Origin of the sequence: Lactococcus sp. NH2-7C (assembly GCF_029953655.1) — a bacterium.
Taxonomy (GTDB): Bacteria; Bacillota; Bacilli; order Lactobacillales; family Streptococcaceae; genus Lactococcus; species Lactococcus lactis.
On sequence record NZ_CP124538.1, the window covers coordinates 2293029 to 2316104 of the forward strand.

Here is a 23076-nt window from a genome sequence, read left to right on the forward strand (position 1 = left end):
TAAAAGCTTGAAAATTTACTGACAGAAAATAAAAGAGTAGGAAAAGTACAAAGGTGCTGAGAATTTCTTTTTTATAGGTCTGTCAGTAAAATGGCTAAGATTTAGTGGTCAAAAAATTGGCTGTTAGTCATTTTTTCAACAGAAATTTTGAGGATTTTCGATGAAACAGAAAAAAATTCCAATGAGAAAATCTTTAGTCTCGAATGAACAATTTCCAAAAAAGGATTTGTTACGGATTGCTTATAATAAAGAGGGAGAAATTTCAATTGACCCTTCTGGTAAAGCACATGGACGCGGAGCTTATATTGCTATTTTTAATAAAGAAGCAAGAGAAGCTAAGAAAAAACGCGTTTTTGATCGTGCTTTTCAAACTAAAATTGCTGATGAGTTTTATGATGAATTAATCACTTATGTTGAACACCTTGTTGCTCGACGAGAACTTGAATCTGCAACTTATTCCGCTGATTTAGCGCCGGACTACGACTAAAGATGGATAAAAAACAACAAATTTCAAATTTACTAGGAATTGCAAAACGAGCAGGAAAGATTATTAGTGGTGAAGAATTGGTGATTAAGTCAATTCAAAATAGTAAAGCCACATTAGTCTTTCTTGCCAATGATGCCGCAGCAAATTTGAGTAAAAGAATTACTGATAAATCAAATTATTATGAGATTGCTGTCTCAACACTCTTTACAGAAATTGAATTATCGCACGCCATAGGACAAAATCGCAAGGTTATTGCACTTGTGGACGATGGATTTGCAAAGAAAATGGAGAGCCTCATGAACAATTGATGATATAAGGAGGACAAAGATTGTCTGATAAAAAACGTATAAACCAAATTGCTAAGGAAACTGGATTAACAAATGCTGAACTTGTTTCGGCAGCTCAAACTCTGGGTTTTGAAGTGAAATCACATTCAAGTTCTGTAACAGCAGAGCAAGCAGAAAAAATCATTCAAAGTGTAAAAACAGGCACTGACCAACCTGCTAAAGTTGCTGAAAAACCTGTTAAAAAAAGTCAGCCAAAAGCTGCTGAGTCGGCTAAGAAAAATAAAGAAGATCACCCACGTACTTTTGCTGGGAAAGCAGTTGTTGAAGATCCTGCAATTTTAGCAAGAATTAAAGCTAAAGAAGAAGCTGAAAAAGCAGCTAAAGTTGAAAAAGTAGAAGCTAAATCAACTGAGCATGCTGTTGCTAAAGAAAAACCGAAAGCTGAAGTTAAGGCTGAGCCAAAAATAGAAGCTAAAACTGAACAAAAGGTTGAAAAAGTAGAATCAAAAGTTAAACCAGTAACGCCAAAAGCTGAAGTAAAACCAGAAAATGTTGCTGACAAAAAAGAACCAGTTGTTACTGAAGAAAAGAAAAAATCATTGACTCAAAAACCAAGAATTCAAATCAAAGTTATTAAACGTGCCGAAGATATCAAAAAAGAACAGGCAGCTGCCCGTCCTGAAAAGAAAAAATTCGACAAAAATCGTAATGACCGAAATAATCGTAATGATAATCGCCGTCCTAACCAAAATGGGAATGGACAAGGTGGAAACCATTATGATAAGAATCGTTCATCTGGTCAAGGGCAAAATCAAGGTCAAAAACGTGACAGATTTGCTTCATCAGGTAGCGCACCAGCATCAGATTCATTTGTACCAGCTACTTCAGGTAAAACAAATCGTCGTGACCGCGATCGTAAAAAATCTGACAACAATCGTGATAATACAAAAGATGGTAACCGTAAAGGTGGACCACTTCGTGTAAATGATAATCGTAATCAAGTACGTAATGCACGTAACTCAAACTGGAACCAAAAAGGTGGTCGAGGTCGTTATCAAAACAACCAATCTTCAAGTGTTCCAGCAACCCAACGTAAATTCCATGAATTGCCAGAAAGTCTTGAATATGAAGTAGGAATGAATGTTCAAGATATTGCTAAATCAATCAAACGCGAACCAGCTGAAATTATCAAAAAACTCTTCATGATGGGAACAATGGTCAACCAAAACCAATCACTTGATGAAGATACAATTGAATTAATTCTCATGGATTATGGTGTAACACCAGTCAAAAAAGTTGAAGAAGATAAATCTGATATTGAGCGTCTCTTTGTTGAAGAAGGTTATCTCAACGAAGACAAAATGGTAGAACGTCCAGCTGTTGTAACAATCATGGGGCACGTAGACCATGGTAAAACTACTTTGCTTGACCGTTTCCGTGAATCTCGTGTAACTGAAGGTGAAGCTGGCGGTATTACTCAACATATCGGAGCTTACCAAATTACATCAAATGGTAAAAAGATTACCTTCCTTGATACGCCAGGTCACGAAGCCTTTACTTCTATGCGCGCTCGTGGTGCTTCTGTCACAGATATTACAATCCTTGTTGTTGCTGCTGACGATGGTGTAATGCCACAAACAATTGAAGCAATCAACCACTCTAAAGCTGCTGGGGTGCCAATTATTGTTGCAATCAACAAAATTGATAAACCAGGTGCAAATCCACAACGTGTAACACAAGAATTGACTGAACACGGTGTTTTCCCAGTAGCTTGGGATCCAGAAAATGGTTCAGAATTCGTTGAAATTTCGGCTAAATTTAACCAAAATCTTGATGAATTGTTAGATACAGTTCTTCTTGTGGCAGAAGTGCAAGAACTTAAGGCTGACCCAACTGTTCGTGCTATTGGTACTGTTGTTGAAGCCCGTCTTGACCAAGGTAAAGGGGCAATCGCAACTCTCTTGGTACAACAAGGAACACTTCATGTTCAAGATCCAATTGTTGTCGGAAACACGTATGGTCGTGTTCGTACAATGACAAATGACCTCGGACGTCGGATTAAAGAAGCTGGTCCATCAACTCCAATTGAATTAACTGGTCTTTCTGACGTGCCACAAGCCGGAGATCACTTTGCAGTATTTGAAGATGAAAAAGCAGCTCGTGCAGCTGGGGAAGAACGTGCAAAACGTGCTCAATTGATTAAACGCCAAAATACACGTCGTGTTAACTTGGATAATCTCTTTGATACACTTAAAGAAGGTCAAACTAAATCTGTTAACATTATTATCAAAGCGGATGTACAAGGTTCAGCAGAAGCGCTTGCTGCTTCACTTCAAAAAATTGAAGTTGAAGGTGTGAAAGTTGATATCGTCCATTCAGCTGTGGGGGCAATTTCAGAGTCTGATATTTCACTTGCTGCAGCATCAAATGCGATTATCATTGGTTTCAATGTTCGTCCAACTGGTCTTGCACGTGAACAAGCGGCCCAAGAAGAAGTTGATATTCGTTTACACAGCATCATTTATAAAGTGATTGAAGAAGTTGAAACAGCAATGCGTGGAATGCTTGATCCTGAGTTCAAAGAAGAAATCATTGGTGAAGCAATTGTTCGCGAAACATTCAACGTTTCTAAAGTTGGTACAATTGCCGGATTCATGGTTATTCGTGGTAAAGTTGCCCGTGATGCTTCTGTCCGCGTCATTCGTGAAGGTGTCGTAATTCATGACGGCGCTATTGCCAGCCTTAAACATTTTAAAGATGACGTTAAAGAAGTCGGAAATGCTCAAGAAGGTGGTTTGATGGTTGAAGATTTCAACGATGTTGAAATTGATGATACATTTGAAGTTTACAAAATGGTTGAAATCGAACGTAAATAATAAGATGTGAGGAAGCCCTGTTCAGAAGTTATGAAAATTGCCACTTCGACTAACTGCTTTAGCGGTTTAGCGATAATGGACAGCGTAGACAGAAAATGTGGTTCTACGCGTAGTGTAGGTTCCATTTTGTCTATTTTCACTGACTTCTAAGAGGGTGAACTCAGTTAGATAAAAGGTGAGGGCGACTGGTTAAAAATGATGAATTTGATTTAAGTTTATTGTTTCTGGGAGCTTTTACTCATTTTAAATGGGGTGTGGAAAAGTGATTTAAAAATCATTTATCTACATTTTTAAACGAAAAATAGGAGGAGAAAATGGGAAATTCTTTTCGTAGCGACCGTGTCGCTGTAGAAATTCAACGCGAAATCAATGATATTTTACGAAATAAAGTACGTGATCCACGTGTTCAAGATGTAAATATCACTGATGTTCAATTGACTGGTGATTTGAGTCAAGCGACTGTTTATTATAGCCTCTTGTCAAACCTTGCCTCAGATAATGAAAAAGCCGCAACTGCTTTGAAAAAAGCAACCGGACTTTTCAAAAGTGAATTGGCAAAACGCATGACCATTTTCAAAATTCCAGATTTAACTTTTGCAAAAGATGAATCTGTTGAATATGGTTCAAAAATTGATGAGCTTCTTCGTGGGCTTAACAATAAATCAGAATATTAATTAAAAAAGTTACTGACGAAAAAATTGAGTGTATTCTTTAGGTTGAATACATTCTGACAGTTCTGTCAGTAACTTTTTTTGTCATAAAAATACTGACAGAATTGTTCTAGATAAATTTTGTGATATAATAGACATTGTGAAATGAAAGCGAATAAAATCTGCTCATTTGGAGGAAATTATGAAAGAACCATTGTTTTTGAACTCAGTTTTGCAAGAAAAAATCTGGGGCGGCGACCATTTGAAAGAGTTTGGCTATGATTTGCCATCAGACAAAGTTGGTGAATATTGGGCTATTTCTGCTCATCCACATGGTGTGTCAACAATTGCTAATGGCGAATTTAAAGGTCAAAAACTTGACCAATTATACGCAAGTCACCGCGAATTGTTTGGTGATAGTAAAAAAGAAGTTTTTCCCTTATTAACTAAAATTTTAGATGCCAATGACTGGCTTTCTGTGCAAGTTCATCCAGATGATGAATATGGACAAAAACATGAAGGTGAACTTGGAAAAACTGAATGTTGGTACATTATTTCAGCTGAACCAGGCGCTGAAATTATCTATGGACATAATGCTAAATCACGTGAAGAATTAGCAGAAATGATTAAATCTGGTGATTGGGATCATTTGTTACGCAAGGTAAAAGTGAAAACAGGAGATTTCTTCCATGTTCCGTCAGGAACAATGCACGCAATTGGTGCTGGAATTGTTATTCTTGAAACACAACAATCCTCTGATACAACTTACCGTGTTTATGATTTCGACCGCAAAGATGACCAAGGAAATCTGCGTGAATTACATATTCAACAATCAATTGATGTATTGAATATTCCGGGCGACAAAGTTCCTGAAAATCAAGTTAAAACTGAAAAATTTGCTGATGCAGAAATTACAACTCTTGTGAAATCAGATTTCTTTGATGTTTATAAATGGCAAATTCATGGTGATCATGAATTTACCAAAGTTGCTGATTACACTTTAGTTTCTGTACTTGATGGTCAAGGGAAATTAACAGTTGATGGAAATGAATATCCAGTTGAAAAAGGAGCTCATTTCATCTTACCAAGCAACATTGAAAAATGGAACTTGTCTGGTCAATTAGAAATTATTGCCAGCAATCCTGCCTAATTAAATCAAAAGTTACTGATGAAAACTTTAAATTTTATGTCAGTAACTTTTTTTGTTGAATTTATTTCTGTCAGTAGTTTAAAAAGGCAACTTTTACTGACAAAAACTAATATTTTTATAAAAATTGAGTAATGATGACGTTTTCTAAAAATTATTACTTGCAAATCATTCTAAAAAATAATATAATTTGATACAGAAAACCATTTGCAATATAAAAACAAATTGAGTTCATCTTGCGAGAAAGAAAAAATAGAATAATAAATCAGGGGATAAGTTGATGATGTTTTTTGCATCAGTTTATCCCCTATATAAATGTAATAGTAAAATTTCAGGAGGAGTTTTATTAATTTCGGTTTCTTATTTTTCGTAATGTCTAAAGTCGGACTCACATCTAAATAATGAAGAGGATGACAGATGAAAACAGATTTTGATAAGGTGAATGAATGGCTGATTCAACTTTTTCATGATTTTATGATATTAGAGGAACAGTTTTTAAAAGACTCAGCTTATTCAGATGTAACAGTAAAAGAATTACAAATTTTGACATTGGTTCATACGCTAGGAACTTGTCGTGCGACAGATATTGCCAAAAATCAAAAATTGGCTTTGTCAACAATTACAATTACCCTCAATCGATTAGAAGATAAGGGATATATCGAACGCAATCGCTCTACAGCGGATAGACGAGTGACTCATATTATACTGACATCGAAGGGTGACGAGCTTTGTGCAACTCACCGTGAGTTTTTCCATACGATTACAGATAACCTATTTGATAGCGTTTATGGAACTACTGAAAATAAATTGGCTGGTGAACTTGCAACCTTACACGATTCTTTGGAGAATATGAAATAATGACTTTTGCGAAAATTACGCAAGTGGCACATTATGTGCCTGAAAATGTGGTATCTAATGATGACTTATCCAAAATAATGGATACTAATGATGAATGGATTTACAGCCGGACAGGAATAAAAAATCGCCATATTTCAACTGGGGAGAACACCTCAGATTTAGCAGCTAAAGTTGCTAAGCAGTTAATTAGCGATTCAAATTTAAGCCCGGAAATGATTGACTTCATCATTGTTGCTACGGTAACTCCGGACTCATTGATGCCTTCAACCGCAGCACGTGTTCAAGCTCAAGTAGGGGCAATTAATGCTTTTGCTTACGATTTGATTGCGGCTTGTTCAGGTTTTGTCTTTGCTCTATCAACAGCGGAAAAATTAATTTCCTCAGGAGCATATCAACGAGGACTTGTCATTGGCGCAGAAGTCTTTTCAAAAGTGATTGATTGGTCGGACCGGTCAACTGCTGTTCTTTTCGGAGATGGAGCCGCTGGTGTGCTTATAGAGACTGGCGCTAGTCAACCTCTGATTGTTGCTGAAAAAATGCAAACAGATGGAAGTCGTGGAGATAGTTTACTCTCTAGTTATGCTGACATCCAAACTCCATTTGCCTCTGTTTCATACGAAAGTCAAAACTTGAGTATGGAAGGGCGAGCGATTTTTGATTTTGCCGTACGTGATGTTCCTAAAAATATCCAGGCAACTTTAGAAAAAGCTAATTTGTCTGCTGAAGAAGTAGATTATTATCTCCTTCATCAAGCAAATTCAAGAATCCTTGATAAAATGGCTAAAAAGCTTGGTGTGACGCGCCAAAAGTTCCTTCAAAATATGCAAGAATATGGTAACACATCGGCAGCAAGTATTCCTATATTGTTGTCAGAATCCGTAAAAAATGGTATATTTAGTTTGGACGGTCAAACAAAAGTCGTCTTGACAGGATTTGGCGGAGGCCTTACTTGGGGCACAGCAATTATTAATTTATAAAAGCTCCAAAGTTTAGCAAGTTTTTCTTAAGTTGTCTATATAAGAAAACATTATCAGCTAACTTTGACTTACAAGAAGATTTTTAAAATCTTCACTAACTAATGGTTATAAACCGCTTTGCGGATATAATATAAATATTTTCACTCAATTAAAGGAGAAAAAATTATGGCAGTATTTGAAAAAGTACAAGATATTATCGTTGACGAACTCGGTAAAGAAAAAGAAGAAGTAACACTCGAAACTTCATTTGAAGAGCTCGACGCTGATTCACTTGACCTTTTCCAAATCATCAATGACATCGAAGACGAATTCGACGTTGAAGTTGATACAGAAGCAGATATGAAAACAGTTGCTGACCTCGTAAAATACGTAGAAAACAACAAATAATTCGGGATGGGGGTGAAGCGAGCAAAGGAGTTGATTCTTTTGCGAATTTCGCCCCTTCTTTTCGTTGGACTAGTTCTATTTTCAAAATAGAATTCTAGTATAGGGAGCTCAGTAGTGATATACTGAGCATGTCCTATAATTTTCATATTGAAGAATGTCATTTTTTTTAAGATAAAAAACATTTTACAATACTAATAATTAACTTTATAAAAGAAAATACGAGGAATTCAAATTGACTGATTTTGAATCATGGATTCAAAAGGTTGATTACTATATATTATGACTAAAACAGCATTTTTATTCTCAGGTCAAGGGGCACAAAAACTTGGAATGGCACGTGACTTGTATGACCAATATGAAACGGTTAAAGCAACTTTTGATGAAGCAAGTCAAGCTTTAGGGTATGATTTGCGAGCTTTGATTGATAATGATGAAGAAAAACTAAATGAAACAAAGTACACTCAACCTGCAATTTTAACAACCTCTGTTGCTATCTTACGTTTGTTAAGTGAGAATGGGATCAAACCTGATCTTGTTGCTGGTCTTAGTCTTGGTGAATATTCAGCCTTGGTAGCATCAGGAATCATTGATTTTCAAGAAGCGGTTAAACTTGTCGCTAAACGTGGTCAATACATGACAGAAGCTGCTCCGACTGGTTCTGGTAAAATGGTTGCTGTAATGAACACAGACCCAGCCTTGATTGAAGAAATTTGCCAGAAAGCGGCCGAATTTAAAGGCGGTATTGTGAGTCCAGCAAATTATAACACGCCCGCACAAATTGTTATTGGTGGTGAAGTTGAGGCAGTTGATTATGCTGTTGAATTGCTTAAAGAAGCTGGCGTTCGTAAGCTTATTGAATTAAAAGTTTCAGGACCTTTCCATACTGCAATTTTAAAATCAGCATCTGAAAAATTGGCTTTGGAACTTGATAAAATTAATTTTAGACCTTTTGAATTGCCTTTAATCTCAAATACGAGTGCTAAAGTCATGGAAAATAATGAAGTTAAAGCTCTTTTGACTCGTCAAGTTATGGAACCTGTTCGTTTTTATGAATCTGTTGAAACAATGCAAGAGCTAGGGGCGGCTCGTTTTATCGAAGTTGGTCCTGGTAAAGTACTTTCAGGTTTCATTAAAAAAATTGATAAAAATGCAGAAATTGCAAATGTTGGAGATTTAGCTTCATTTGAAGCTTTGATTAATCAGTAAAATTGAAGAAAGGAATTGAGTTCGCCCTTTTAGAATTTTAGTACTAAAGTGCTAAAACTTCTTAGGCAGGCTCATATCTTAAATAATGGAAATTAAAAATAAAAATGTCTTTGTGACTGGTTCAACACGTGGAATTGGTAAAGCAATTGCGCTTCAATTTGCTAAAGCGGGATCTAATCTAATTATTAATGGTCGTTCAGCAATTTCAGAAGAATTATTAGCTGAATTTACAGCCTATGGTGTTAAAGCAGTTGGTATTTCTGGTGATATTTCAAAATCAGAAGATGCAAAACGAATGGTTGCAGAAGCGATTGAAACTCTTGGTTCAGTAGATATTCTGGTAAATAATGCAGGAATTACTCGTGATGGTTTATCTTTGAAAATGTCAGAAGAAGATTTTGAGACTGTTCTTAAAATCAACTTGACTGGGGCTTTCAATATGACACAGGCCGTTTTGAAACCGATGACCAGAGCTCGTTCTGGAGCAATTATTAATATTTCATCAGTGGTTGGTTTGATGGGAAATGCTGGTCAAGCAAATTACGCCGCTTCAAAAGCAGGACTTATTGGTTTGACAAAATCAATTGCTAGAGAAGTTGCGGCACGTAATGTTCGCGTCAATGCTGTGGCTCCAGGATTTATTGAATCAGATATGACTGAAGTTCTTTCTGACAAAGTTAAAGATGCAATGAAAGGACAAATTCCAATGAAACGTTTTGGAATGCCTGAAGAAATTGCAACAGCAACTCAATTCTTGGCTGAACAAGAATATATGACTGGACAAGTACTTACCATTGATGGTGGAGTTTCAATGTAAATTATTCATTGATAAATTTTGAAATTAAGAGGATAAAAATATGACAAATAGAGTTGTAATTACTGGTTATGGTGTAGTTAGTGCAATTGGGAATAGCCCAGAAGAATTTTGGAACAATCTTAAAGCTGGTAAAACTGGAATTGGTCCAATCACTCACTTTGATGCTGAAGCAACAGGAATTTCTGTTGCAGCAGAAGTAAAAGAATTTCCATTTGATAAATATTTCCAGAAAAAAGATGCACGTCGGATGGATACTTTCTCACTTTATGCGGTTCATGCAGCACTTGATGCAATGGAAATGTCTGGTATTACAGAAGAAAATACTAATTTTGATCGTTTGGGTTGTATCATGGCATCTGGGATTGGTGGACTTGAACAATCACAAAAAAATTCACAAGCCATTGTCGCTAAAGGACCTCGTAAAGGGGTAGCACCACTCTATGTTCCGCTTGCTATTGCTAATATGGCAACTGGTAATGTTGCTTTACGTACAGGGGCTCGTGGGGTTTCTCGTGCTGAAGTTACTGCTTGTGCGGCTGGAGCCAATTCAATTGGTTCAGCTTTCCGTGAAATCAAACATGGTTACGCTGATGCAATGATTGCTGGTGGTGCTGAAGCGGCTATTTGTGAACTTGGAATTGCAGGTTTTGCTAACTTGACTGCTTTGACTAAAGAAACTGACCCTGAAAAAGCATGTATTCCATTTGATAAAAATCGTTCTGGATTTGTAATGGGTGAAGGTTCTGGTGTATTGATTTTGGAAAGCCTTGAACATGCACAAGCTCGTGGCGCTAATATCTTGGCTGAGATTGTTGGTTACGGAAATACAAATGATGCTTTCCATATGACAACTCCTTCAGGAGTGGGCGCTGAAAATGCGATTAAATTGGCTTTGGAAGAAGCTGGTGCAAGTCCAGCTGATGTTGATTACGTTAATGCACACGGAACTTCAACACATGCCAATGAAGAAACTGAAAGCAAAGCAATTCACAATGTAATTGGCGATAAAGCTTATGTTTCATCTACAAAAGCATTGCACGGTCATGCACTTGGTGCAACTGGTGCAATTGAAGCAGTGGCAACTGTTCAAGCACTTTTGAATCAATATGCACCAGTAAATGCTGGAACAACTGAACTTGATGAAGGAATGACAATTAATGTTGTTCTTGGTGAAGGTAAACCTGCTGATATTAATCTTGCATTGTCGCAAGACTTTGGTTTCGGTGGACACAATGCTGTATTGGCATTCAAGAAATGGACTGGAGAGTAAATAAAAATGAACATTTCAGAAGTAAAAGATTTGATGAACCAATTCAATGGTTCTACTTTACGTGAATTTTCTTGGAAAAATGCCGATGGTGAATTATCATTTTCTAAAAATGAAGGTCAAGCCCTTGTTGGAGCTCAAAGTGCTGCACATACTGCACCTGCATTTACAGCTCAACAAGCAACGCCAGTTGCAGAAAGTACAGAAGCGCCCGTAGCAAGTGAAGCGGCTGTTGAAGCTGAGGGTGAAGCAGTTACTTCTCCGTTAGTGGGTGTGGCCTATCTTAAACCTTCACCAGATAAGGCTGAATTTGCCAAAGTTGGTGATTCAGTTAAAAAAGGTCAAACTTTGCTTATTATTGAAGCAATGAAAGTAATGAATGAAATTCCTGCACCAAAAGATGGAGTTATCACGGAAATTATGGTTTCTGGAGAAGATGTCGTTGAATTTGGTCAAGATTTGATGAGAATCAAATAAAAAAATTACTGACAAAGCTCTGTCAGTTTATCTTTGATGTAAAAGTTACTGACAGCTCTGGTTTAGGTGCCAGAGAATTTACTGACAAGTTCTGTCAGTGAATCTCTAAAAGAAAAGTGAGAATAAATGACTGAAGTAAACATTAATGTAACTGAAATTATGGAGGCTTTGCCTCATCGTTATCCATTTCTATTAGTCGATCGTGTGATTGATATTGCTGAGGATGAAATTACAGCAATAAAAAATGTGACGATTAATGAAGAATTTTTCCAAGGACATTTTCCACAATATCCAGTAATGCCAGGGGTTTTGATTATGGAAGCTCTCGCACAAGCGGCTGGTGTTTTAGAATTATCTAAACCTGAAAACAAAGGAAAACTTGTTTTTTATGCGGGAATGGACAATGTTAAGTACAAAAAACAAGTCACTCCCGGAGATCAATTGGTCTTACATGCTAAATTTATCAAACGTCGTGGTCCAATTGCGGTTGTAGAAGCAGAAGCAACTGTTGATGGAAAATTGGCGGCTAAAGGAACTTTGACTTTTGCCTTAGGGCGTTAGTGCTTTAGTACTTGCCTTTTTATCACTTGCTTTAGCAAGTAGAGAAAACGGACAGCGAAACGAAGTGGAGATAGGCTTATAACCATTACGACTAATCGCTTTAGCGATGTAGCGAGTATGGATTAAAGACGGTCAAGGTGACCTGATATCGAAGATGTCAGGTTGTGTCCTGCCTTAGGTAAATAGCTCATCTTCATTTAAAAATAATCATATTTTTTATGATTAAGAAACAAAAATTTATTTTAACCATAAGATTTTTTACTTATGGTAAATTCGGACTTATTTTTATTTATCAAAAAATTGTTTTGTTGGGAATAACTTTCTTTTTTATCATTCCTTTCAAAACACCCATTGAGCAAAAGCTCGGGGTATTTTCCCATATGGAGAACATCTATGTTTAATAAAATTTTGATTGCCAATCGTGGCGAAATTGCTGTAAGAATTATTCGTGCAGCTCGTGAATTAGGAGTGGGTACAGTTGCCATTTATTCAACTGCAGACCGCGATGCTTTACATGTTCATTTAGCTGACGAAGCAATTTGTGTGGGCCCAGCTAGAAGTACTGAGTCTTATCTTAATATGAATAATATTCTGTCAGCTGCTGTGGCAACAGGCGCACAAGCGATTCACCCAGGTTTTGGATTCCTTTCTGAGAATTCAAAATTTGCTCGTCTTTGTGAAGAAATGAATATTAAATTTATCGGTCCGTCAGCAAAAGTTATGGATATGATGGGTGATAAAATCAATGCTCGTGCAGAAATGATTAAAGCTGGTGTTCCTGTAACACCGGGTTCTGAGGGCGAAGTTCATACCACTGATGAAGCAGTAAAAATTGCTGAAGAAATTGGCTATCCAATCATGCTTAAAGCATCAGCTGGTGGTGGTGGTAAAGGAATTCGTAAGGTTAATAATGTTGAGGAACTTGTTCCAGCATTTGAGGCAGCACAAGCGGAAGCACAAGCAGCTTTTGGTAATGGAGCCATGTTCATCGAACGAATGATTTTCCCAGCGCGTCATATTGAGGTTCAAATCTTAGGAGATAGTCAAGGAAATGTGATTCATCTTGGTGAACGTGATTGTTCATTGCAAAGAAATAATCAAAAAGTTCTTGAAGAATCTCCGTCAGTTGCAATTGGACACACTTTACGAAATGAAATAACAGCTGCGGCTGTTAAAGCAGCTCAGCATGTTTCTTATGAAAATGCGGGAACCATTGAGTTCTTACTTGATGAATCTTCTGGTAAGTTTTATTTCATGGAAATGAACACACGTGTTCAAGTTGAACATCCGGTCACAGAGTTTGTATCAGGTGTTGATATTGTAAAAGAACAAATTCGTATAGCCAATGGGAATGAATTATCTGTCAAGCAAGAAGATGTGACTTTTAGTGGACATGCGATTGAATGTCGAATTAATGCTGAAAATCCTAAATTTAATTTTGCACCAAGTCCAGGAAAAATTACTAATCTTTTCTTGCCAAGTGGTGGAGTTGGTTTGCGGGTTGATAGCGCTATGTACAGTGGTTACAGCATTCCGCCATATTATGATAGTATGATTGCTAAAGTCATTGTTCATGGTGAAAATCGTTTTGAAGCACTGATGAAAATGCAACGCGCCCTTCTTGAATTTGACGTTGAAGGGGTCATTACAAATGTTGATTTCCAACTAGAATTAATTTCTGACCCACATGTTGTGGCAGGAGATTATGATACAAGCTTCTTAGGAAATGTTTTCTTACCAGAATATCAAAAAGAAGATTAATCAATAGATTAGTGACAGAATTGTCAGATGGCTTACAATTCATCTGTCAGTAAAATTTATAAAAAAATGAGAAAAGGATGCAAAGATGGCTCTTTTCCAAAAGAAAAAATACATTAAAATTAATCCAAATCGTTCCATTATTGAAAAGCAAGCCGAGCAGCCAGAAGTTCCTGATGAACTTTTTGCCAAATGTCCTGCTTGTAAACATACGATTTATCAAAAAGATTTAGGAAAAAATAAAGTTTGTCCTAATTGTGATTACAATTTCCGAATTACAGCCAAAGAACGGTTAGCAATTGTTGCTGACAAAGATTCTTTTGTTGAAATGTTCACTGGAATCGAAAGCAAAAATCCCTTGGATTTTCCAGGTTATCCTGAAAAATTGGCGGCAACAAAAGCACGGACTGGTCTTGATGAGGCAGTTATGACTGGGACGGCCACAATTAAAGGGCAAAAAACGGCTTTGGCAATTATGGATTCGACTTTTATCATGGCTTCAATGGGAACTGTTGTCGGTGAAAAATTGACACGCTTATTTGAGTATGCGACTGCCGAAAAGTTGCCGATTATTGTTTTTACGGCATCAGGTGGTGCAAGAATGCAAGAAGGAATTATGTCATTGATGCAAATGGCCAAAACTTCGGCTGCTGTGAAACGTCATTCAAATGCAGGACTTTTTTATATTACAGTTTTAACTGACCCAACAACTGGAGGAGTGACAGCTTCATTCGCCAGTCTGGGAGATATTATTTTAGCTGAACCCCAATCTTTAATTGGTTTTGCTGGACGTCGTGTCATCGAACAAACCGTCCGTCAAACTTTGCCTGATGATTTCCAAAAAGCTGAATTTCTTTTGAATCATGGTTTTGTTGATGCAATTGTTAAGCGGACTGAATTACGTCAAAAATTGGCACTTCTTTTAGAACTTCATACGGAGGTGGAAAATGTCTGAAACAATTGATTCACTGACAGGTGAAGTTTCACAAAAAAATATCGCTGACATTATTAATGAAGCACGAGCGGCTGACAGAATTTCGGCAAGAGATATTATTGACAAAGTTTTCACTGATTTCTTTGAATTACACGGTGACCGTCAGTTAACAGATGACGAAGCGATTGTCGGCGGAATTGCTCGCTTCAATAATCAAGCTGTGACCGTTATTGGAATTCAAAAAGGACGTAACCTTGCTGAAAATTTAGCTACTAATTTTGGACAACCAAGTCCTAATGGCTATCGTAAAGCGTTAAGACTGATGAAACAAGCTGAAAAATTTGGTCGTCCAGTCATCACCTTTATCAATACAGCCGGTGCTTATCCAGGAATTGAAGCAGAAGAACGTGGACAAGGTGAAGCAATTGCTAGAAACCTTTTGGAAATGTCTGACCTTAAAGTTCCGATTATTGCTTTCATCACAGGTGAAGGTGGTTCAGGAGGAGCATTAGCTCTTGCACTTGCCAATAAAGTATATATTTTAGAAAATGCTGTTTATTCCGTGCTTTCTCCAGAAGGTTTTGCGACGATTCTCTGGAAAGATGGTTCACGTCGTGATGAAGCGGCTGAATTGATGAAAATCACAGCGCCACATCTTTTAGAAATGGGTCTTGTTGATGCTGTTATTTCTGAGGAAAATCTGATTGATAATCTGAAAAGACAGCTGACAGAAACACTTGGTGAACTGTCATTACTGACAGAAACAGAATTGGCAGAACAACGCTATGAAAGATTTAGAAAATATTAAAAGCGAAAGATATCCTTCGTTTTTTTTATACATAAAAAAAGTTAATTCTGCTATAAAAAAATCTTATAGCACTGAGTAAACTTTCATGATATCTTTATATTAGATAGAAAATAGAAAGAAAAGGGCCAATGACAAGTTTAAAAACGAAAGTAATTCATGGTGGTATTTCAACAGACAAGACAACAGGAGCAGTATCTGTTCCAATTTATCAAACTTCAACTTATAAACAAAATGGACTTGGACAACCTAAAGAATACGAATATTCACGTTCTGGAAATCCAACGCGTCATGCCTTAGAAGAATTAATTGCAGATTTAGAAGGTGGTGTTCAAGGATTTGCATTTAGTTCAGGGCTTGCTGGAATTCATGCGGTTCTTTCGCTATTTTCTGCAGGAGATCATATTATTTTAGCTGACGACGTTTATGGTGGAACATTCCGTTTGATGGATAAAGTGCTGACAAAGACAGGGATTAGCTATGATCTAGTTGATTTGAGTAATCTTGATGACTTGAAAGCGGCTTTTAAGGAAGAAACGAAAGCTGTTTATTTTGAAACTCCTTCAAATCCTTTATTAAAAGTTTTGGATATTAAGGAAATTTCAACAATTGCCAAAGCTCATGATGCCTTAACTCTGGTGGATAATACCTTTGCGACACCATATTTACAACAACCAATTGCTTTGGGAGCTGATATTGTTTTGCATTCCGCAACGAAGTATTTAGGGGGGCATTCAGATGTAGTGGCAGGACTAGTCACAACAAACTCAAAAGAACTCGCCAGCGAAATTGGCTTTTTACAAAATTCAATTGGGGCAGTTCTTGGACCTCAAGACAGCTGGTTAGTCCAAAGAGGAATTAAAACACTTGCGCTTCGGATGGAGGCTCATTCGGCAAATGCTCAAAAAATTGCTGAGTTTTTAGAAACGTCTAAAGCCGTTTCAAAAGTTTATTATCCAGGTCTTAGTAGCCACCAAGGGCATGAAATTGCTAAAAAACAAATGTCTGCCTTTGGAGGGATGATTTCATTTGAATTAACGGATGAAAATACCGTCAAAGATTTTGTTGAAAACTTGAGCTATTTTACATTAGCTGAATCACTAGGTGGCGTTGAATCTTTAATCGAAGTGCCAGCAGTGATGACTCATGCCTCTATTCCAAAAGAACTTCGTGAAGAAATTGGGATTAAAGATGGCCTAATTCGTCTATCAGTAGGTGTTGAAGCGATTGAAGATTTACTGACAGATATCAAAAAAGCACTTGAAAAAAAATAATTTTACTGACAGACTTGTAAGCAAAGCTTATAACTCCTTTCTCCCTGGCTTCAACAGCTCCCGTTAGTCCTGTTGAACTGACAGAAAAATTAGACAGTAGAAACTGAGAGAGATTTACTGACAGAAGTAAAATAAATTATTTAAGAGTTGATTTTTCAACCTCTTAGGTTCATTTACTTTCTACTGGTAAAGCTGTCAGTAATTTAGGAATTAATTATGGTAAAAATTGTTGAGAATATTACTGAATTAGTTGGTAATAGCCCAATTATCAAACTAAAAAATGGTCCAGAAAATGGAGCAGAAATTTATCTAAAACTTGAATATTTTAATCCTGGAGGTTCCGTTAAAGATCGGATTGCTTTACAAATGATTCGGCAAGCTGAAGCAGATGGTCGCTTAAAAAAGGGAGGAACTATTGTTGAACCTACCTCTGGAAACACAGGAATTGGACTTGCCATGGCTGGTGCAGCTTTAGGCTATAAAGTGGTTATTATCATGCCTGATAGTTATTCAAAAGAGCGTCGTCAGCTTATTCAAGCTTACGGAGCAGAATTGATTTTGACTCCAGCAGCTGATGGCATCAAAGCTGCCATTGATTTAGGTCAAAAATTAGTTGAAGAAAATGGTTGGTTTATGCCAATGCAATTTGAAAATCCAGCTAATTTAAAAGCCCATGAATTAACGACTGGTCCAGAAATTATTGACGCATTTGGTGAAAATGGACTGGACGCATTTGTTGCTTGTGCAGGTACTGGGGGTACAATCTCTGGCGTTTCTCACTATCTTAAAAGTCAAAATTCTAAAATTAAAACTTTTGTTGTTGAACCGGCAGAATCACCAATTTTAACAGGAGGTGAGAGTGGGCCACACCGCATTCAAGGAATTGGTATTCCATTTATGTCACCTAATTTAGATACGAAGGCTTATGATGGAGTGATTGATGTGACAAGTGATGATGCTTTAGACACCGCACGAAAAATTGGTAAAACTCAAGGATTTTTAGTAGGAATCTCTTCTGGCGCAGCAATTTGGGCAGCTTATGAATTGGCAAAAAAACTTGGTAAAGGAAAAAAAGTTCTCGCACTTTGTGCTGACAATGGTGAGCGTTACCTTTCAACAGAACTCTATAATGATTAAAACTTGGATTTTTTCCAAGTTTTTTTAGTCTTATGAGCAATTTTCTGTACTTTTTTTGTTACGGATGTTAGAATGAGAATAGATTAAGAAGAGAACAAAGGAGGGGAAATCGTAGATTCGATTTTGTCAGTCAATGATTGACAAATTTAACTGATTTAGTTTTTCTAAAAAATTATTATGAAACCTTCATGATGATTTAAGAAGAAATCGCAATTACTAGGAGGATTTAAAATGGCTTTAAATGACAAACTTGATGCAACAAAAGATAAAGTAAGTGGAAAAGTTAAAGAAACCACAGGTAAAGTAACTGGTGATGAAAAACTAGAAGCTAAAGGTAAAACAGAAGGATTTATGGGAAAAGCTAAAGAAGGCTTGGAAAATATCAAAGATAAAGCTTCTGACCTAGCTGAAGATGTTGCAGAAAAATTTAATGATACGGTTGACTCTGTCAAACATAAAAATGAGAAATAATTGATTTCTCAAAACTAATAAAAACCTAAGCGATTAAAAGCTTAGGTTTTTTTATTTTTCAAAATAGGATATAAAATTTGACTTGTATACCCATAGGGGTATATAATTAAATGGAAATCATTAAAAAAAGAGGTAAAAAATGAAAATAATTGACATAAGTGAATTAGAATTACTGACAGAAAGTGAAAAGCCAGTAATTGTGGATGTAAGAGAAGATTTTGAATATAATAGCGGTCATGTTCCTAATGCCAAAAATATTCCATTGAGTCAACTAGAAGAAAGATATGAAGAAATTACTGACGGAACTTATCTTATCTGTCAGTCAGGTGCTCGTTCAGCTAGGGCCTGTCAGTACCTTTCTACAAAGGGAATTGAAACCATAAATGTTTCTGGAGGAACTTCCTCTTGGAGCCGTCACTTAGAATTTACTGACAAATTTTAGAAAGAGAACAATGTTTGAATTTTTTAAGAAAATAAAAAGTATTAGTCCAGCAGAAGTAAGTACTGAATTGAAAAAAGGAGCACAATTAATTGATGTAAGAGAAGCTCATGAATTTCAAAATGGACATATAAAAGGCGCTCGAAATCTCCCTTTAAGTAAATTGGGAGAACATGTTCTAGCCAAAAACAAAAAGTATTTATTAATTTGTCAGTCGGGAATGCGGTCAAAAAAAGCCTACAAAATCTTAAACAAAGCCAATTATGATGTGACAAACGTAAATGGAGGAATGAGAGCTTGGGGAGGAAAAATTAAAAAATGACAGAAAAAATACTAATTGTTGGCGGAGTTGCTGGTGGAATGTCAGCTGCAACACGTTTACGACGTCTTAATGAAAATGCAGAAATCATCGTTTTTGAAAAAGGCCCTTATGTTTCGTTTGCTAATTGTGGCTTACCTTACTATGTGGGTGGTGAAATTGCAGAACGAGAAAAGTTAATTGTTCAATCTGCTAAAGCTTTAAAAAAACGTTTTAACATAGAAGTGCGCGAAAATTCCGAAGTCACTGCGATTGATAGAGAAGGAAAAAAAGTGACTGTAGTTTCAAAAGGCGAAAGCTATGTTGAAAACTATGATAAACTGATTCTCTCACCGGGGGCCAAACCCTTAATTCCACAAATCAAAGGTTTAGACCAAGCGACAAATGTTTTCAGCTTACGAAATATTCCTGATGTGGATAAAATAATAGCTCATTTGAAAGCAGAAGCTCCCAAAAGTGCCACAATCATTGGTGCTGGTTTTATCGGCTTAGAGATGGCTGAAAATCTTGTAAAACGAGGGCTAAGTGTCACAATCGTCGAAAAAGCACCACATGTTTTACCAACCATTGATCGTGAAATGGCAGCTTTTGTCAATGAAGAATTAATTAAAAATAAAGTTTCAGTATTGACGAATAGAGGAGCTGTCGAATTTAAAAATGACCAAATTTTGCTAGATAATGGTGAAAGTCTACAATCGGATTTAACGATTCTTTCTGTCGGAATTCAGCCAGAAACGAGTCTAGCTAAAAGCGCGGGTATCAAATTAGGACTAAGAAATGCAATTCTTGTTGACGAACATTATGAAACATCGGTCAAGGATATTTACGCAGTAGGCGATGCCATTGTTGTCAAAAATCAACTGGGGCAAGATGCTTTAATTTCATTGGCTTCTCCAGCTAATCGTCAAGGTCGTCAGGTAGCTGATATCATTAGTGGATTACCGGTTAAAAATCGCGGTTCACTTGGAACGGCTATCGTCCGCGTTTTTGATTTGCAAGTGGCAAGTACAGGTCTTTCTGAGTTTCAACTTAGAGAATTGAAGATTAATCATAAAATTGTTCATATCACAGCAAATAATCATGCGGCTTATTATCCAGATACAACTTCTATTGTTTTGAAATTAATTTTTGAACCAAGAAGTGGACAAATATTTGGTGCGCAAGCAATTGGTAAAGAAGGAGTAGATAAAAGAATTGATATTTTATCTACGGCTATCAAAGCAAAACTAACCGTTTTTGATTTACCAGAATTGGAATTGACCTATGCCCCTCCTTTTAGTTCAGCCAAAGACCCAGTAAATATGGCTGGCTATGCCGCAATAAACCTTCTCTTGGGGCAATCAGAAAATATTCAGTGGCATGAACTTGCGGCTGAATTAGCAAAAGGGAAAGTCTTACTTGATGTGAGAAATCCAAATGAGTTGGCAAAAGGGAAATTTAAAAATTCTCAAAATATTCCGCTTGATGGCTTACGTGAGCGGCTAAATGAACTCGATAAAAAGACTGAATATATTGTTAGCTGCCAGTCAGGACTTCGCTCTTACAATGCAGAACGTATTCTAAAACAAGAGGGCTACAAAGTGAAAAATTTGGATGGTGCCTTTGGATTATACAGCAAAGTTACCAAGGAATTACTTGATTAGGGAGCGAAACAAGAAAAGGATGACTGATGAAAAAATATGACAAAAAAATGGAAAATCGCTTGAAACGAGCGACAGGACAACTCACAGGAATACTTAAGATGATGGAATCTGGAGAGGAATGTATTGATGTTGTGACTCAATTAACCGCTGTTCGCTCTGGTTTAGATAGTCTGATTGGTCTAATCGTAGCTGAGAATCTCAAAGAACTTTTACTGGACAATGAAGTGACTGATAAGGAAGAAAAACTTGAACAAGCCATAAAGTTAATCATTAAAAAATAAATTTTTCTACCAAAAAATGAATAAAAAAACTCTTTTTAATGTGCTATAATAAAATTAAAGCCTAAGGAGGAGAAGATGTACGATTTTTATTGGTATCCAAAGTGTTCAACTTGTAGAAAAGCTAAAGCAAAGTTAGATGAACTCGGCATAGATTATCAAGCGATTGATTTGAAGGAAGCACCACCGAGTCAAAAAAACTTTGAGAAATGGTTTAAAGAAGCTGATTTTCCCATTAAAAAGTTTTTCAATACAAGTGGTTTAGTTTATCGTGACCTAAATCTTAAAGACAAGCTAGCAACTTTATCTGAAAAAGAAATGGCGGAACTTCTTTCGTCAAATGGAATGCTTATCAAACGTCCATTACTTGTGAAAAATGGTCAAGTTCAACAGATTGGTTTTAAAGAATCATCTTATGAAAAAATATAAAAAAATGAGTTGGTTAGACTCATTTTTTTATGTAATAATATTTAAATCTTAGGAGATTCCAAAAAAGCAAAACTTTCAAATGAAAGTATAATTCTTTCTTATGAAGAAAATATATCATATTTTAGAAAATCTGTCAATAAAAAAATGGATATTGTCCATTTTTAATTAGATAGTAGTAACCTTTATTTTTTGAGACTCAAGAATTTTTTGACTTTCTGCGTTGATTGACTTGTCAGTAAAGATTTGGGAAATTTCAGGGAATGAAAAACAAGTGACAGTTCCATTTTGGTTGAATTTAGAAGCATCAGTTAAAATGATCACTTCCTTAGCTGCAACTGACATAACATGAATGGCTTCACTACGAGCGAGATCATTACTTCTAAAACCACGGACGGGGTCAAAACCATCAATGCCAATAAATAATTTATCAACGTAAAATTCATCAACCACCTTTTTTATCAGAGGTCCAACGTTGACCTGTGAATTATTTTGATATTCTCCTCCTAATAAAATTACCTTTACTGAGTCGGATTTACGAATATAATTGGCAATAAAAACAGAGTTAGTAATGATAGTGATATTTTTCCGATTAAATGCTAATTCTTCAGCAAGTAAAGCGCAAGTAGAACCAGATTCAATCATTACTGTATCCCCATCAAGGATATTTTCAGCAGCTTTGACAGCAATTTTTCGCTTTAAATCATAGTTTTTAGCTAAACGGAAATTGATATCATCTGTATTATTAATCAAAGCAAAACCGTGCTGGCGATTAATAATTCCTTTCTCTTCAAGTTTATCAAGGTCTTTTCGAATCGTTACGTTTGATACATTAAGGAGTTGTGAAAGTTGATTGACTTCAATTTTTTTATAATCACTCACAATGCGAATGATTTCGTCAGAACGGGACATTTAGTAGCCTTTCGTCATCTTTTTTTATATTTTAAGACTACCACAAAAATCTAAAAAAATAAACCTTTTTATTAGAAATCCTTTCGTTCGTAAGTCAATGAAGTAACTCATACTCGTCCTTAGTAATTGCCCAATAGTCTGTAAGAAGAGGGACTTTAAACTTAGGAAAGTAAGAATAAACCTTTCCTAAGTGTTTCATTCCTAGTTTTTCCATGACCCGGCCAGACTTTGCATTTTCTGTAAAATGTTTAGCTTGAATAACTTTAACTTCTAATTTATCGAAAGAAAGCGCCAAAAGACATTCAGCAGCTTCTGGCATAAGCCCCTTTCCCCAATGGTCTTGATTTAAAATCCAACCTAGTTCGACTGTTTTTTCATTGATAGGATTAAGAAAAATTTCACCAATGACATGACCTGAAGTTTTTTCAACAATTCCCCAATGATAGAGCCTGTTAGGTAGAAAAAAATTGGCAATTGTGGCTTTAGTTGTTTCTAGAGAATCATGTGGTTCAAAGCTAGTAAAACGAGCAACTTCAGGATTAGAAGCATAGTTAAACATTTCTTGGGCATCTTCAAGTTGTAATTTTCTAAGAATCAAGCGTTCAGTTTCTAAGGTCTGATGCTCTGCTAAAACTAAATTTATATTAACCATAAACATGTTCTCCTCAACTATTTTTACTCAA

At 36.3% G+C, this 23076-nt stretch carries 26 protein-coding genes; 24 read left to right on the plus strand and 2 right to left on the minus strand.

The genetic code is table 11. The features are described 5' to 3' along the window. The first annotated feature begins 160 nt into the window (after positions 1 to 160). From rnpM to QJV49_RS11630, 24 genes are all read left to right on the plus strand, one after another. Entirely contained in the window at positions 161 to 487 is a 327-nt protein-coding gene (gene rnpM / locus QJV49_RS11515; protein WP_225511704.1) for an RNase P modulator RnpM, read from the plus strand. A 2-nt stretch (positions 488 to 489) separates the two neighbouring features. Further along, entirely contained in the window at positions 490 to 795 is a 306-nt protein-coding gene (locus QJV49_RS11520) for a YlxQ-related RNA-binding protein (protein ID WP_058219726.1), read from the plus strand. Between the two features lie 20 nt (positions 796 to 815). Further along, positions 816 to 3650, plus strand: coding sequence for a translation initiation factor IF-2 (gene infB, locus QJV49_RS11525; RefSeq protein WP_225511705.1), 2835 nt, complete (start codon positions 816 to 818; stop codon positions 3648 to 3650). A gap of 314 nt (positions 3651 to 3964) precedes the next feature. After that, complete coding sequence (rbfA, locus tag QJV49_RS11530) at positions 3965 to 4324, plus strand: 30S ribosome-binding factor RbfA (RefSeq protein WP_003132494.1); 360 nt, start codon at positions 3965 to 3967, stop codon at positions 4322 to 4324. A gap of 178 nt (positions 4325 to 4502) precedes the next feature. Next, positions 4503 to 5450, plus strand: coding sequence for a mannose-6-phosphate isomerase, class I (gene manA / locus QJV49_RS11535; RefSeq protein ID WP_012897453.1), 948 nt, complete (start codon positions 4503 to 4505; stop codon positions 5448 to 5450). A 414-nt stretch (positions 5451 to 5864) separates the two neighbouring features. After that, entirely contained in the window at positions 5865 to 6305 is a 441-nt protein-coding gene (locus tag QJV49_RS11540) for a MarR family winged helix-turn-helix transcriptional regulator (RefSeq protein ID WP_225511706.1), read from the plus strand. Further along, entirely contained in the window at positions 6305 to 7282 is a 978-nt protein-coding gene (locus QJV49_RS11545) for a beta-ketoacyl-ACP synthase III (RefSeq protein ID WP_225511707.1), read from the plus strand. Before QJV49_RS11540 ends, QJV49_RS11545 begins: the two co-directional genes overlap by 1 nt. A 165-nt stretch (positions 7283 to 7447) precedes the next feature. Next, the gene (locus QJV49_RS11550) at positions 7448 to 7669 is read left to right on the plus strand and encodes an acyl carrier protein (protein ID WP_003132501.1); all 222 of its coding nucleotides are present in this window, start codon (positions 7448 to 7450) and stop codon (positions 7667 to 7669) included. 279 nt (positions 7670 to 7948) lie between these two features. Further along, positions 7949 to 8875 (plus strand): ACP S-malonyltransferase, encoded by a 927-nt coding sequence (fabD, locus tag QJV49_RS11555; RefSeq protein WP_225511708.1) that lies wholly within the window; start codon positions 7949 to 7951, stop codon positions 8873 to 8875. Between the two features lie 85 nt (positions 8876 to 8960). Further along, positions 8961 to 9692, plus strand: coding sequence for a 3-oxoacyl-[acyl-carrier-protein] reductase (fabG, locus tag QJV49_RS11560; protein WP_225511709.1), 732 nt, complete (start codon positions 8961 to 8963; stop codon positions 9690 to 9692). 40 nt (positions 9693 to 9732) lie between these two features. Continuing rightward, on the plus strand, positions 9733 to 10962 hold the full coding sequence (gene fabF, locus QJV49_RS11565; RefSeq protein WP_225511710.1) for a beta-ketoacyl-ACP synthase II: 1230 nt from the start codon (positions 9733 to 9735) through the stop codon (positions 10960 to 10962). A gap of 6 nt (positions 10963 to 10968) precedes the next feature. Then, a complete protein-coding gene (gene accB / locus QJV49_RS11570; protein WP_139916356.1) occupies positions 10969 to 11436 on the plus strand; it encodes an acetyl-CoA carboxylase biotin carboxyl carrier protein in 468 nt (155 codons plus the stop codon). A gap of 126 nt (positions 11437 to 11562) precedes the next feature. Continuing rightward, positions 11563 to 11997, plus strand: coding sequence for a 3-hydroxyacyl-ACP dehydratase FabZ (gene fabZ / locus QJV49_RS11575; protein WP_003132511.1), 435 nt, complete (start codon positions 11563 to 11565; stop codon positions 11995 to 11997). Between the two features lie 393 nt (positions 11998 to 12390). Further along, positions 12391 to 13758 carry an acetyl-CoA carboxylase biotin carboxylase subunit gene (gene accC / locus QJV49_RS11580; protein WP_225511711.1) on the plus strand — a complete coding sequence of 456 codons (1368 nt, stop codon included), beginning with the start codon at positions 12391 to 12393 and terminating at the stop codon, positions 13756 to 13758. Positions 13759 to 13843: 85 nt separating this feature from the next. After that, complete coding sequence (gene accD, locus QJV49_RS11585; protein ID WP_029343621.1) at positions 13844 to 14710, plus strand: acetyl-CoA carboxylase, carboxyltransferase subunit beta; 867 nt, start codon at positions 13844 to 13846, stop codon at positions 14708 to 14710. Next, entirely contained in the window at positions 14703 to 15497 is a 795-nt protein-coding gene (gene accA, locus QJV49_RS11590; RefSeq protein ID WP_225511712.1) for an acetyl-CoA carboxylase carboxyl transferase subunit alpha, read from the plus strand. Before accD ends, accA begins: the two co-directional genes overlap by 8 nt. Positions 15498 to 15625: 128 nt before the next feature. Beyond that, on the plus strand, positions 15626 to 16768 hold the full coding sequence (locus QJV49_RS11595; protein ID WP_225511713.1) for a cystathionine gamma-synthase: 1143 nt from the start codon (positions 15626 to 15628) through the stop codon (positions 16766 to 16768). 216 nt (positions 16769 to 16984) lie between these two features. After that, on the plus strand, positions 16985 to 17905 hold the full coding sequence (cysK, locus tag QJV49_RS11600) for a cysteine synthase A (protein ID WP_225511714.1): 921 nt from the start codon (positions 16985 to 16987) through the stop codon (positions 17903 to 17905). A gap of 231 nt (positions 17906 to 18136) precedes the next feature. Then, positions 18137 to 18376, plus strand: coding sequence for a CsbD family protein (locus tag QJV49_RS11605; RefSeq protein ID WP_058205978.1), 240 nt, complete (start codon positions 18137 to 18139; stop codon positions 18374 to 18376). 139 nt (positions 18377 to 18515) lie between these two features. After that, the gene (locus QJV49_RS11610; RefSeq protein ID WP_225511715.1) at positions 18516 to 18818 is read left to right on the plus strand and encodes a rhodanese-like domain-containing protein; all 303 of its coding nucleotides are present in this window, start codon (positions 18516 to 18518) and stop codon (positions 18816 to 18818) included. Positions 18819 to 18828: 10 nt separating this feature from the next. Next, complete coding sequence (locus QJV49_RS11615) at positions 18829 to 19137, plus strand: rhodanese-like domain-containing protein (protein ID WP_225511716.1); 309 nt, start codon at positions 18829 to 18831, stop codon at positions 19135 to 19137. Beyond that, positions 19134 to 20777 (plus strand): FAD-dependent oxidoreductase, encoded by a 1644-nt coding sequence (locus QJV49_RS11620; protein ID WP_225511717.1) that lies wholly within the window; start codon positions 19134 to 19136, stop codon positions 20775 to 20777. The genes QJV49_RS11615 and QJV49_RS11620 overlap by 4 nt, the downstream gene beginning before the upstream one ends. A gap of 26 nt (positions 20778 to 20803) precedes the next feature. After that, positions 20804 to 21058: a metal-sensitive transcriptional regulator gene (locus tag QJV49_RS11625; protein ID WP_225511718.1), complete on the plus strand. Its 255-nt coding sequence runs from the start codon at positions 20804 to 20806 to the stop codon at positions 21056 to 21058. Between the two features lie 75 nt (positions 21059 to 21133). Continuing rightward, positions 21134 to 21484 carry an arsenate reductase family protein gene (locus QJV49_RS11630; RefSeq protein WP_021722954.1) on the plus strand — a complete coding sequence of 117 codons (351 nt, stop codon included), beginning with the start codon at positions 21134 to 21136 and terminating at the stop codon, positions 21482 to 21484. Between the two features lie 165 nt (positions 21485 to 21649). On the opposite strand, the gene QJV49_RS11635 is transcribed toward QJV49_RS11630, so the two are convergent. Together QJV49_RS11635 and QJV49_RS11640 are read right to left on the minus strand one after the other, a co-directional pair. Next, on the minus strand, positions 21650 to 22393 hold the full coding sequence (locus QJV49_RS11635; RefSeq protein ID WP_225511719.1) for a DeoR/GlpR family DNA-binding transcription regulator: 744 nt from the start codon (positions 22391 to 22393) through the stop codon (positions 21650 to 21652). Positions 22394 to 22487: 94 nt separating this feature from the next. Then, complete coding sequence (locus QJV49_RS11640) at positions 22488 to 23051, minus strand: GNAT family N-acetyltransferase (protein ID WP_309568391.1); 564 nt, start codon at positions 23049 to 23051, stop codon at positions 22488 to 22490. Positions 23052 to 23076 lie beyond the last annotated feature (25 nt).